Origin of the sequence: Streptomyces sp. NBC_00448, from assembly GCF_036014115.1 — a bacterium.
Taxonomy (GTDB): domain Bacteria; phylum Actinomycetota; class Actinomycetes; order Streptomycetales; family Streptomycetaceae; genus Actinacidiphila.
Genome location: NZ_CP107913.1, coordinates 3,670,935 through 3,683,920, shown reverse-complemented (window position 1 = coordinate 3,683,920; position 12,986 = coordinate 3,670,935). Strand labels below are relative to the sequence as shown.

Genomic DNA, 12,986 nt, shown 5'->3' with positions numbered 1-12,986 from the left:
AGGCGGCGGCAGGGATCACGGGCAAGCGGCCGGGCGGCCGTCCGGGGGGAATCCGTCGGACGGGCGAGATTCACCTGTGAAGGTGGTGACACCCGTATGCTTCACGCCATGCGCGTCTACATTCCCACCACCCTCGCCGGGCTGGCCGAGGCGTACAAGGCGGGCGAGCTGGGTCCGGCACCGCTGGACGCCTTCGCGGTCACACCGAGCCTGCGCGAGTGGTACGTCTCCGACGACATCGAGGAACTCGAGTACGCGGCGCTGACCCGAGCTGCTCAGGCGTCGCTGCGGATGCTGGCCGTGCGGCCCGAAGTGCCGCGCAGACGCGTGGTCGTGGCGGTTGACGTGGCCGACGGTGCGGTGCGCCACGACCCCGACCGCGGCCTCGATCCCGCCGCGCTCGGCGAGGTGCGGCTGGCCGGTGAGGTGCGACTCGCCGAGGCGGCCGCGGTGCATGTGGACGCCGACGACGCCGAGTCCGACGTGGCGGCCGCGGCCGATGCGGTGGGCGCGGTGGACGCCGGGGACGACGACGCACAGTTCACCGTCGACGGTGCCGAGGATCACGAGCTTTTGTGGTATGCGACGCAGGAGATTCCCAACCTGATCGGCTGACCCCGCACGGAAGTTATCCACAGGCCGGAAACGGGCTGTCGCTCTGCGCGAGTAACGTTCTTGGTGTGAACGCGCACCTCGTATGGGACTGGAACGGGACCCTCTTCAACGACATCGAAGCGGTGGTCGGGGCGACCAACGCCTCCTTCGCGGAGCTCGGCCTGCCGCTGATCACCGCCGAGCGGTACCGCGAGCTGTACTGCGTCCCCGTGCCGCTCTTCTACGAGCGGTTGCTCGGCCGGCTGCCCTCGGACGAGGAGTGGGCCGTGCTGGACGCGGGCTTCGAGCGGCATTACCTGCGGCTGGCCGGGCAGTGCGCCCTCGCCGAAGGAGCGGCCGAACTGCTGGCGTCCCGGCAGGCGTTGGGCCTCACCCAGTCGCTGTGCTCGCTCGCCACGCCCCAGCAGCTGCTGCCGTTCGTCACCGCCCACGGCATCAGCGGGCACTTCGTGCGGATCGACGGCCGCAGCGGAGCGGCGAGCGAGGGGAAGTCCGGTCAGATGGCCCGGCACCTGGCCGCGCTCGACGGCCTCGACAGCCGCCCCGTCGTGGTCATCGGCGACGCCCTGGACGACGCGGCCGCCGCCGCCCACGTCGGCGCGTTCGCGGTGCTGTACACCGGCGGTTCACACAGCCGTGCGAGCCTGGAGACCGCCGGGGTGCCGGTCGCCGACAGCCTCGCCGAGGCCGTCGAGCTGGCCGAGCGAATAGCGAGCTGACCTGGACAGGAGCCCCGGTTTCTGTCCATTCGGGCCAAACGTGTGTGGTGCATTTGTACGAAGACGGCGCATGACAGCCACCCCGGCCGGGACGATAGCCTGGCGGGCGTGATCACTGTTGATCCGTGCTCCGGGGGCATCGCGTGCTGACGGGCACGACGAGCCTCCTTTCCGGCATAGCGTCGTCCCGTAGCGGAAACCCCGCGTCGCGGTACGTCGTGCCATCAACCGACGTCACGCAATGGCGCGCGACAGGAGTCAGAGGACATGCAGACCAAGCTGGACGAAGCCAAGGCGGCGCTTCTCGAACGGGCGGCTCTGGCAGGTGAGAACAGCCCGGCGGGGGGACCCCCCGGCCAGGGGCTCGACGCGCTGGCGCTGACCGCGTTTCTCCAGCGCTACTACCTGCACAGCGCACCCGAGGACCTGATCGACCGCGACCCGGTCGACGTCTACGGTGCCGCGATGTCGCACCACCGCCTGGCGGAGAACCGCCCGCAGGGCACGGCCAACCTCCGGGTGCACACCCCCACGGTGGAGCAGAACGGCTGGCAGTGCAGCCACACCGTGGTCGAGGTCGTCACCGACGACATGCCCTTCCTGGTGGACTCGGTCACCAACGCGCTGACCCAGGCCAACCGGGCGATCCACGTGGTCGTCCACCCGCAGTTCCACGTCCGCCGCGATGTCGCGGGCAAGTTGATCGAGGTCATCGGATACGCCTCGGCGGCCGAGGGCGAGTCGCTGCCGCACGACGTGCTGGTGGAGTCCTGGATTCACGTCGAGATCGACCGGGAGACCGATCGGGACGACATCAAGGAGATCACCGCCGATCTGCGCCGCGTGCTGTCGGATGTGCGCGAGTCCGTCGAGGACTGGACGAAGATGCGGCAGGCCGCGCTCACCATCGCCGACGAACTGGCCGCCTCCCCGCCGCCGCTGCCCGAGCAGGAGACCGGCGAGGCGCGGGAGCTGATGCGCTGGCTCGCCGAGGACCACTTCACCTTCCTCGGCTACCGCGAGTACGAACTCACCACCGACACCGACGGGGCGGGCGACACCGAGGGCGAGGACGTGCTTGTCGCCGTGCCCGGCACCGGCCTGGGCATCCTGCGCTCCGACCCGCAGCACCCGCACAACGACGGCACCCACCCCGGGCACCCCGGCCACCCCACCTCGCCGTCCTTCAGCCGGCTGCCCGCCGACGCCCGCAAGAAGGCCCGCGAGCACCGGCTGCTGATCCTCACCAAGGCCAACAGCCGCTCCACGGTGCACCGCCCGTCGTACCTGGACTACATCGGGGTCAAGAAGTTCGACGCCGAGGGCAATGTGATCGGCGAGCGGCGCTTCCTCGGGCTGTTCTCCTCCAGCGCCTACACCGAGTCCGTGCGCCGGGTGCCCGTGGTGCGCCGCAAGGTCGAGGAGGTCCTCGAGGGCTCCGGATACCAGGCCGGCAGCCACGACGGCCGCGACCTGCTCCAGATCCTGGAGACCTACCCGCGCGACGAGCTGTTCCAGACCGGCGTCGACGAGCTGCGCTCCATCGTCACCAGCGTGCTGTACCTCCAGGAGCGCCGCAAGCTCCGGCTCTACCTGCGCCAGGACGAGTACGGCCGGTACTACTCCGCGCTGGTCTACCTGCCGCGGGACCGCTACACCACCGCGGTGCGGCTGCGCCTGACCCACATCCTCCAGGAGGAACTCGGCGGCCTCAGCGTCGACTTCACCGCCTGGAACACCGAGTCGGTGCTCTCCCGGCTGCACTTCGTGATCCGCGTCAACCCCGGCAGCCGGCTCCCCGAGCTCAACGACTCCGATGTCGAACGGATCGAGAACCGGCTCGCCGCGGCCGCCCGGTCCTGGGCCGACGGCTTCGCCGAGGCGCTCAACGCCGAGTGCGGCGAGGAGCGCGCCGCCGAACTCGGTCGCCGCTACGCGGACGCGTTCCCCGACGGGTACCGCGCCGACTTCGCCCCGCGGGTCGCCGTCGCGGACCTCCAGCACATCGAGAGCCTGGGCGAGGACGACTTCACCCTCTCGCTCTACGAACCGGTCTCCGCCGCCCCCGAGGAGCGCCGTTTCAAGATCTACCGCACCGGCGCCCCGGTGTCGCTGTCCGCGGTGCTCCCGGTGCTGCAGCGGCTCGGCGTCGAGGTCGTCGACGAGCGCCCGTACGAGCTGCGCCGCGTCGACAACTCGCGGGCGTGGGTCTACGACTTCGGGCTCCGCCTCGACCCCGCGCTCGGCGATCTGGGCGACGACGCGCGCGAGCGGTTCCAGGAGGCGTTCGCCGCGACCTGGACCGACCGGGCCGAGAACGACGGCTTCAACTCGCTGGTGCTGCGCGCCGGGCTGGACTGGCGGCAGGCGATGGTGCTGCGCGCCTACGCGAAGTACCTGCGGCAGGCCGGTTCGACCTTCAGCCAGGACTACATGGAGGACACCCTCCGGACGAACGTCCACACCACCCGGCTGCTGGTCAACCTCTTCCAGGCCCGGCTCTCGCCCGACCACCAGAAGGCCGGCAGCGAACTGACCGACGGCATCCTGGAGGAGCTGGAGGGAGCCCTCGACCAGGTCGCCAGCCTCGACGAGGACCGCATCCTGCGTTCCTTCCTCACCCTGATCAAGGCGACGCTGCGCACCAACTACTTCCAGCGCGCGGCGGACGGCAAGCCGCACTCCTACCTGTCGATCAAGTTCGACCCGCAGGCCGTGCCCGACCTGCCCGCGCCGCGCCCCGCCTACGAGATCTGGGTGTACAGCCCGCGGGTCGAGGGCGTGCACCTGCGGTTCGGGAAGGTCGCCCGCGGCGGGCTGCGCTGGTCCGACCGCCGGGAGGACTTCCGCACCGAGGTGCTGGGCCTGGTCAAGGCCCAGATGGTGAAGAACACCGTGATCGTGCCGGTCGGTGCGAAGGGCGGGTTCGTCGGCAAGCGGCTGCCCGACCCGGCGGTCGACCGCGACGCGTGGATGGCGGAGGGCATCGCCTCGTACCGGACGTTCATCTCCGGCCTGCTCGACATCACCGACAACCTGGTCGGCGGCGAGGTGGTGCCGCCGCAGGACGTGGTCCGCCACGACGAGGACGACACGTATCTGGTGGTGGCGGCGGACAAGGGCACCGCGTCCTTCTCCGACATCGCCAACGAGGTCGCCGTCTCGTACGGGTTCTGGCTCGGCGACGCCTTCGCCTCCGGCGGGTCGGTCGGCTACGACCACAAGAAGATGGCCATCACCTCCTCCGGCGCCTGGGAGTCGGTGAAACGGCACTTCAGGGAGACCGGCCACAACACGCAGGAAGAGGACTTCACCGTCGTCGGTATTGGTGACATGTCCGGCGACGTCTTCGGCAACGGCATGCTGCTGTCGGAGCACATCCGGCTGGTGGCCGCCTTCGACCACCGGCACATCTTCCTCGACCCGAACCCGGACGCGGCCACCTCCTACGCCGAGCGGCGCCGGATCTTCGAACTGCCGCGCTCCTCCTGGGCCGACTACGACTCCTCGCTGATCTCGGCCGGCGGCGGCATCTACCCGCGCACGGCCAAGGCGATCCCGGTCAGCGCGGCGGTCCGCGCCGCGCTCGGTATCGAGTCGAAGGCGGCGAAGCTCACCCCCGCCGAGCTGATGAAGGCGATCCTCAAGGCCCCGGTCGACCTGCTGTGGAACGGCGGCATCGGCACCTACGTCAAGGCGTCGACCGAGACGCAGGCGGACGTCGGCGACAAGGCGAACGACGCGATCCGGATCGACGGCACCGACCTGCGGGTCAAGGTGGTCGGTGAGGGCGGCAACCTCGGCTTCACCCAGCTCGGCCGGATCGAGTTCGCCCGTTCCGGCGGCCCCGACGGCGCCGGCGGCCGGATCAACACCGACGCGATCGACAACAGTGCCGGCGTGGACGCCTCCGACCACGAGGTCAACATCAAGGTGCTGCTCAACAGCACCGTCGCCGAGGGCGACATGACGGTCAAGCAGCGCAACGCGCTGCTCGCCGAGATGACGCACGACGTCGGCAACCTGGTGCTGCGCAACAACTACGCGCAGAACGTGGCGCTGGCCAACAGCATGGCGCAGGCCGGCAGCCTGCTCCACGCGCACCAGCGGTTCATGCGGCGGCTGGTGCGGGACGGCCGGCTGGACCGGGCGCTGGAGTTCCTGCCCACCGACCGGCAGATCCGGGAGAGGTCCGCGGCTGGTGTGGGCCTGACCCAGCCGGAGATGGCCGTCATCCTCGCCTACGCCAAGATCACCGTGGCCGACGAGCTGATCCAGACCGAGCTGCCCGACGACCCGTATCTGCGGTCCCTGCTGCACGCGTACTTCCCGGTGGCGCTGAGGGAGCGTTTCGCCACGCAGATCGACAACCACGCGCTGCACCGCGAGATCGTCACCACCGTCCTGGTCAACGACACGGTGAACACCGGCGGCACCACCTTCCTGCACCGTTTCCGGGAGGAGATCGGCGCGACCACCGAGGAGATCGTGCGGGCGCACACCGCGGCCCGGGCCATCTTCGACCTCGGCCCGATCTGGGACGCGGTCGAGGCGCTGGACAACACGGTCGCGGCCGATGTGCAGACCCGGATCAGGCTGCACTCGCGGCGGCTGGTGGAGCGCGGCACCCGCTGGCTGCTCAACAACCGGATGCAGCCGCTCCAGATCGCCGAGACCATCGAGTTCTTCGGTGAGGGCGTCACCGCGGTGTGGTCGCGGCTGCCGAAGCTGCTGTGCGGCGCGGATCTGGAGTGGTACGGCACGCTGCACGACGAGTTGACGGCCGCCGGGGTGCCGGACGAGCTGGCGACGCGGGTGGCCGGGTTCTCCTCGGTGTTCCCGGCGCTGGACATCGTGGATGTGGCGCGGCGGGCCGGCAAGGAGCCGCTGGACGTCGCCGAGATCTACTTCGACCTCGCCGACCGGCTGGGGATCACCCAACTGCTGGACCGGATCATCCAGTTGCCGCGGGACGACCGCTGGCAGTCGATGGCGCGGGCGGCGATCCGCGAGGACCTGTTCGCGGCGCACGCGGCGCTCACCGCCGACGTGCTCAGCGCGGGCGAGGCCGGTGCCACCCCGGAGGAGCGCTACCAGGCGTGGGAGGAGCGCAACTCCGGTCTGGTCACCCGGGCCAGGACCACGCTGGAGGAGATCCAGGGTTCGGAGGAGTTCGACCTGGCGAGCCTGTCGGTGGCGATGCGGACCTTCCGTACGCTGCTGCGCACGCACCACTGAGGTCCGACCGAGGTTCGAGGGGGCGGGCGCCCGACATCTGGCGCCCGCCTCCGCCTCTGACCCGCCTCCGCCTCTGACCCGCGCTCGCCCTGCCCCCGCCCTGCCCCCGCCCCGCGGCCTTACGGGCTCGGCATCTTCCACAAGGTGAGCTTGCCGGTGTAGACGGGCGTCTTGTAGTAGTTCTCGCTCGGGGTGGTGCCGGTGATCAGCCACATGGCGAGGTGGCCGGAGGTGGTCACCGTGCAGAGCCGGTCGCCGGTCTTGATCAGCGGGTCGTCGCCGACCAGGTCGCTCGCCTGGACCTGGCCCGGCAGCGGGTTGGCCTCGGCGGCCTCCCGGCAGGCCACGGGGGACGCGCTCGCGGACTTGCCCGTGGGCGTGTCGAAGGTCAGGTAGTCGTCGCCGTAGTTGAGTTCGACCTGGCTGCTGGACAGGCTGTGCTTCGGGTCGACCAGCGGGGTGTCGAGGTCGACGTCGGGGCCGGGGTCGATGGAGTTGGGCGGGCGGACCGTCAGCGAGCGGTCCGCGAAAATCACCTGGTAGTCGCCGTCGCCGGCCGAGCCGCCGCCGGGGGTGGTGGCCGTGTTGGTGGCCGGTGCGGTCGCGGGGCTGCGGGGCGTGCCGGTGGACGGCGAGCCGCTGGAGTGGGTGGCCGGCGCCGAGGTGGCGTGGTCCGGGCCGGCGGAGGAGTGGCCGTTGTCGCTGGTGTACCGGGTGATGGCGTAGGTCAGGGTGACCGCGAGGACCAGGGCGAGCGCGCCGCCGCCGATTACCACCAGCTTGTGGGCACGGCCGCCGGGTGCCGGGACCTGCCGCGTGTCGGGTTCGGGGTCGGCGTTCGGCGGGCCGTAGCCGGCCGGTGGTTGCCCGGCGCCCGGGATGCCCGCACCGGGGGAACCGGGTGCGCCGGCTCCCGGGTGGTTCGGCTGCCCGCCCGGGCCCGCTCCGAACCCGGTGGGCGGCGCGAACGGGGGGACCGGGGGCTGTCCGGCCTGGGAGCCGGGCGGTGCGAAGGCCGGCGGGTCCGGCACGGTCGGCCCGGAGACGGGTTCCGGCTGCGGCGGGTGCTTGGCGGCGGCCTCCCGCCGTACGATCTCGGCCGCGACCGGCTGCGGCAGCCAGTCGGTGAAGTCCCGCAGCGAGCGGCCGGCGGCGTGGGCGCACAGTTCGGCCAGTTCGGCGGGGGAGGGCCGCACCGCGGGGTCGGCGGTGAGGCAGCGGGTCAGCACCGGCCGCAGCACGTCGGGGTAACCGGACAGGTCCGGCGGTCGTATGGAGGTGTTGGCGATCTTCGTGGCGAGGGTGATGGCGCCCGCGTCGCCGTAGGGGTGGCGGCCGGTGGCGGCGACGGCGGCGATCAGGCCGAGCGAGAACAGGTCGGCGGCCGGGGTGAGTTCGAGCCCGTTGGCGTGCTCGGGGGACATGTACTGCGGGGTGCCGATGAGACCGCCGCTGCGGGTGAGCTGGGTGGAGTCGGCGGCCCTGGCGATGCCGAAGTCGATCACCCACGGCCCGCCGGCGGCCAGCAGGATGTTGCTGGGCTTGAGGTCGCGGTGGATGATCCCGGCCGCGTGCACGGCGCGCAGCGCCTCCGCGGCGCAGCCGACGAGTTGGAGCACGGTCGGCAGCGGCAGGGCGCCGTACCGGGCCAGCGCCTCGTTGAGCGGCAGCCCCGGCACGAATGTGGTGGCCAGCCACGGCTGGTCGCCGGTGGTGTCGTGGTCGACGACCGGGACCACGTGGTAGCCCTGTACCTGCCGGGCCGCGCGCACCTCCTGCTGGAAGCGGCGGCGGAACTCCTCGTCGCGGGTGTACTCGCGCCGGATCAGCTTCAGCGCGACCGGCTGCCCGCCGCGGGTGTGCGAGAGGTAGACGGTTCCCATGCCGCCCTCGCCGATCCGGGCTACGAGCCGGTAGCCGGCCTGCTCGCGCGGGTCCTGCGGGCCGAGCGGGCGTAACTGGCCGCCCTGGTCGGGGTTTTCCCCGCCGCGCCCGGCCGTACCGCCGCTCGCGCTTCCCCCGCCGTACGCGCTTGCCCCGCCGTACGCGGGTCCGTTGCCGTACATGTGTCCGTCGTCGTGGCCGGCGATGTCGGGCACCCCCCTTGGATAGTCGAAACGGCCTGATGGTACCGAGGGCGCCCTTCCCGTATCGGCCACGTCGTCAACTCGGTCCTGGGTCGGGGCACTTCGGTGACGTACGAAGCCGTGGGCGGGGAGGAACGGGAGCCGTGCGGGCATGACGGCGCCCGTTCTCCCGCCAGGTGGGCGGGCGAACGGGCGCCAGGGTAGGGCTACTTCACCGCCCCCGCCATCACGCCGGAGACGAACTGCCGCTGGAACGCGAAGAACACGACCAGCGGGACCACCATCGACAGGAAGGCGCCGGGCGCCAGGATGTCGATGTTGTCGCTGAACTGCCGTACCTGCTGCTGGAGGGCGACCGTGATCGGCTGCGAGTCGCTGTTCGCGAAGATCAGCGCGACCAGCATGTCGTTCCACACCCACAGGAACTGGAAGATGCCGAGCGAGGCGATCGCCGGGCCGCCCAGCGGCATGATCACCCGGGCGAACAGCCGGAGTTCGCCGGCGCCGTCCAGCCGGGCCGCCTCCAGCAGTTCGCGCGGGATCTCCGCGAAGAAGTTCCGCAGCAGGAAGATCGCGAACGGCAGCCCGAAGGCGGTGTGGAAGAGCACCACCCCGGAGATGTCGCCGAAGATCCCGATCTTGCCGAAGAGCTTCGCCACCGGGACCAGCGCCACCTGCACCGGCACCACCAGCATCGCCACCACCCCGATGAACCACCAGTCGCGGCCGGGGAACTCCATCCACGCGAAGGCGTAGCCGGCCAGCGACCCGATCACCACGACCAGCAAGGTGGCCGGGACGGTGATCAGCGCGGTGTTCCACAGCGAACTGGTGATCGCGTGGTTGTCCAGCAGGGAACGGTAGTTGGTGACCGTGAGCTGGGTCGGCGAGGTGAAGACCTTCCACCAGCCGGTGGCCGCGATGTCCTGCCGGCTGCGCAGGCTGGACAGCAGCAGCCCGATCGTGGGCATCAGCCAGAACAGCGCCACCACCAGCAGGACCAGCCGGAGCAGGCCGCCACTCGCGGCGCCGGCCAGCCGTGCCCCGATCCCGCGCCGGCCGGGACCCGAAGCCGCCGCGCCCGGAGCGCCCGTCACGGCCGCACCCGCACCCGCAGCCGTATCCGCACCGGCGCCCGTATCGACATCGGCACCCGCACCCGTACCCGTACCCGCTCCCGCGATCGCGCCCTCATCCGTCGCATCCGCGCTCATCGCCGTCCCTCCCTGCGCAGCCGCCGGATGTTGAAGATCATGACGGGCAGCACCAGCAGCAGCAGGATCACGCCGATCGCGCTGCCCACGCCCAGGTCGTTGCCGCCGCCGAAGGACGACAGATAGAGCTGGAGGGCGAGCACGTTGGCGTTGGACTGGGTGTTGCCGGGCGCGATGATGTAGACGAGGTCGAAGATCTTCAGCACGTTGATCATCAGTGTCACCATCACCACCACCAGCACCGGGGCCAGCAGCGGCACGGTGATCCGGCGGAAGACCTGCCACTCGCCGGCGCCGTCCACCCGGGCCTGCTCCAGCAGTTCGCGTGGCACCCCGGCGAGCCCCGCCGCGATCAGCACCATCGCGAAACCGGCCCACATCCACACGTAGGAGCCGATGATCGAGGGGGTGACCAGATCCGGGCCGAGCCAGTTGATGCCGTTGTACTTGCCGGAGAAGTTCGAGGCGGGCAGCCGCAGTTGGGCACCGGCCGCCTTCGCCGGCAGCGCGTAGGTGCCGTCCTTGCCGGACTTGGCCGAGGCGATCACCTTGCCGTCCTTGACCGCCTCCACCTTCACCCCGGACAGCGCCTTCTCGCCCGGGTCGATCACATTGGGCTTGCCGGTGCCGCCGGGCCGGAAGTCCAGCCACACCGTGCCGGTCACCGAACCCGGCTTCGTCGGAGCCGGTTTGGCCTGCTTCGCGTTGGACGGCAGTTCGGTCGGCGGGATGCCGACCAGCGGCAGGTCCGCCGACGTGCCGATACTCGCGGTCGACGTGGAGGTGAACGACCCGCCGGCGGTCGGCTTCAGGTCGCTGTCCGGCCGCGGACGCGCCCCCGGGTAGGCGGAGTTGCTGGTGAACGTGTCGTGCACGGCCACCACCACGGCGTTCGCCACGCCGCGCGAGGGGTCCTGCTCGTACACCAGCCGGAAGATGATGCCCGCGGCCAGCATCGAGATGGCCATCGGCATGAAGATGATCAGCTTGAAGGCCGTTCCCCAGCGCACCCGTTCGGTGAGCACCGCGAAGACCAGGCCGAGCGCGGTCGCCACGGTGGGCGCCACCACCACCCAGATCGCGTTGTTGCGGACCGCGGTGAGGATGCCGTGGTCGGTGAAGACCGTGCCGAAGTTCTTCAGCCCGACGAACGAGTCGCCGTTGGCGTTGAAGAGGCTGCGGTAGACGGTGTAGCCGATCGGATACGCCACCAGCGCGCCCAGCAGGACCAGCGCGGGCAGCAGGAAGAGCGCGGCGATCCACGGGCGGGTGCCCATGACACTGCGGCGCTTGCCGGGGCGCCGGCCGGAGCCGGGCCCCTCGACGGAGTCCGTGGCGGACCCCCCGACGGGACCCGGACCAGCCGGAACGGGGACGGCACCGGAGATGCCGCCACCCGCTCCGACCGGACCGCCCGCCCCTGGAACAGAGGCGTCAGTCATCCGACCTCAGCTCCCGTACGCCTTGGCCGCGTCGGACTCCAACTTGGCCTGCACGCCGGCCACATCGGACGGCTTGGCGAGGAAGACCTGAAGGTCCTTCCACTCTCCCTGGCCCTTGGTGCCGCCGAAGGCCGCCGGCGCCTGGTCGGACATGTCGAACCGGAAGTCGTCACCGGAGCCGATCAGCGCCTGGGCGATGGTGCGTTCGGTCGCGTCCGGGTACGCCGAGAACGGCAGCGCCTTGTTCGGAGAGAGGTAACCGCCGCTGGACGCCCAGATCTTGGCCGCGTCGGTGGACGCCACATACGTGAGCAGCGCCTGCGCACCGGCGTTGTCCTTCAGCGCCACGCCGACGTCGCCGCCGCTGACCACCGGCGCCTTGCCGTTGCCGACCGCCGGGAACGGGAACACCTTCGCGTCCGTGCCGACCTTCGCCTTGGTGTTGGCGGAGATGAACGACGCGACGTAGTCGGCCTCGTAGACCATGGCGGCCTTCGGCGGGTTGCCGCTGAACACCTGGGTGACCGACTTCGGGAAGTCGTTGGCGAGCGCGGTGGACGTGCCGCCGGCGACCAGGTCCTTGTTCCCGAAGAGCTGGGCGAGCGTGGTCAGCGCGGTCTTCACCGACGGGTCGGTCCACTTGATCTTGTGCGCGGTGAGCGCGTCGTACTTCGCCGGACCGGCCTGCGAGAGGTAGATGTTCTCGAACCAGTCGGTGAGGGTCCAGCCGTCCGCGCCGCCGATCGACACCGCCGGGGTGCCGGACTCGTAGACGGTCTCGGCGGTCTTCAGGAAGTCCGCCCAGGTCTTCGGCACGGTCGCGCCCGCGTTGCTGAAGGCGCTGGAGTTGTACCAGATCAGTGACTTGTTGGCGACCTTGGCGTAGACGCCGTACTGCTTGCCCTTCCAAGCGCCCAGGTCCTGCCAGCCCTTGGAGTAGTTCTTGCTCAACTGGGCCTGCGCGCCAGGGCCGAGCGGTTTGAGCCAGCCCTTGTCGGCGAACTGGTGCAGCACGCCCGGCTGGGCGAGGAACGCGACGTCCGGCGGCTGGCCGCCCTCGATCTTCGTGCCGAGGAAGGTCGACTGGCTGTCACCGGTCGGTACGAAGGTGGACTTCGCGCCGGTGAGCTTGTCGAACTGGTCCAGGACCTTCTGGAACGCCTTCTGTTCGGGGCCGGTCCACACGGCCGCGACCTCGAGCTTCTGGCCGTGCAGGTCGGGCAGTTTCAGTTCGCTTCCGTCGCTCCCGCTCCCCGTGGAGGACGCCGACGACGTGTGCTTGGCATCGTCCTTCTTGCCGCTGCCCCCGCCGCACGCCGCGGTGGTGAGCGCAAGCGCCGACACCGCCACCGCGGCGAGCGCTATGCGCGTAGTGCTCCGTCGTGCGTGCTTGGTGTGTGTGCGCTTTAAGGTACGCATGTCGTCATCCCCTCAGTCCCGTGGCGACTGTCCTACGCCCGTCGCGACAGCGCTCGCAAGGTCTTACGCGGGCTTGCGGGGGTCATTGTGACTATGCCGTGATCTTGGATCAAACCCTTCGGGGGCAGGTACGGACGGACCGTCAGGTCCGGGCGGAAAGCCGTGCGGAACCACTCGGCGAACGTGTCGGCGCGGGTCTCGGCGAACGCCGGAACGGGGGTCCCTGGCAAGGGATTTGGCCGGAGTCGCCGT

The 12,986-nt window shown here is 70.6% G+C and carries 7 protein-coding genes; 3 read left to right on the top strand and 4 right to left on the bottom strand.

Features of this window, described 5'->3' with window-relative positions:
- Nucleotides 1–108: 108 nt before the first annotated feature.
- The 3 genes from OG370_RS15545 (at nucleotide 109) to OG370_RS15535 (ending at nucleotide 6,572) form a co-directional block, all read left to right on the top strand.
- A complete protein-coding gene (locus OG370_RS15545) occupies nucleotides 109–615 on the top strand; it encodes a DUF6912 family protein (RefSeq protein ID WP_328464646.1) in 507 nt (168 codons plus the stop codon).
- A 65-nt stretch (nucleotides 616–680) separates the two neighbouring features.
- A complete protein-coding gene (locus OG370_RS15540) occupies nucleotides 681–1,334 on the top strand; it encodes an HAD family hydrolase (protein ID WP_328464644.1) in 654 nt (217 codons plus the stop codon).
- A 267-nt stretch (nucleotides 1,335–1,601) separates the two neighbouring features.
- A complete protein-coding gene (locus OG370_RS15535; protein WP_328464642.1) occupies nucleotides 1,602–6,572 on the top strand; it encodes an NAD-glutamate dehydrogenase in 4,971 nt (1,656 codons plus the stop codon).
- A gap of 119 nt (nucleotides 6,573–6,691) precedes the next feature.
- On the opposite strand, the gene OG370_RS15530 is transcribed toward OG370_RS15535, so the two are convergent.
- The 4 genes from OG370_RS15530 to OG370_RS15515 all read right to left on the bottom strand — a co-directional run bounded on the left by OG370_RS15530 (nucleotide 6,692) and on the right by OG370_RS15515 (nucleotide 12,734).
- Nucleotides 6,692–8,671 (bottom strand): serine/threonine-protein kinase, encoded by a 1,980-nt coding sequence (locus OG370_RS15530; RefSeq protein ID WP_328464640.1) that lies wholly within the window; start codon nucleotides 8,669–8,671, stop codon nucleotides 6,692–6,694.
- A gap of 194 nt (nucleotides 8,672–8,865) precedes the next feature.
- Nucleotides 8,866–9,873: a carbohydrate ABC transporter permease gene (locus OG370_RS15525; RefSeq protein ID WP_328464638.1), complete on the bottom strand. Its 1,008-nt coding sequence runs from the start codon at nucleotides 9,871–9,873 to the stop codon at nucleotides 8,866–8,868.
- On the bottom strand, nucleotides 9,870–11,150 hold the full coding sequence (locus OG370_RS15520) for a carbohydrate ABC transporter permease (protein ID WP_328464636.1): 1,281 nt from the start codon (nucleotides 11,148–11,150) through the stop codon (nucleotides 9,870–9,872). Before OG370_RS15520 ends, OG370_RS15525 begins: the two co-directional genes overlap by 4 nt.
- Nucleotides 11,151–11,321: 171 nt before the next feature.
- Nucleotides 11,322–12,734 carry an ABC transporter substrate-binding protein gene (locus OG370_RS15515; protein ID WP_443060675.1) on the bottom strand — a complete coding sequence of 471 codons (1,413 nt, stop codon included), beginning with the start codon at nucleotides 12,732–12,734 and terminating at the stop codon, nucleotides 11,322–11,324.
- Nucleotides 12,735–12,986 lie beyond the last annotated feature (252 nt).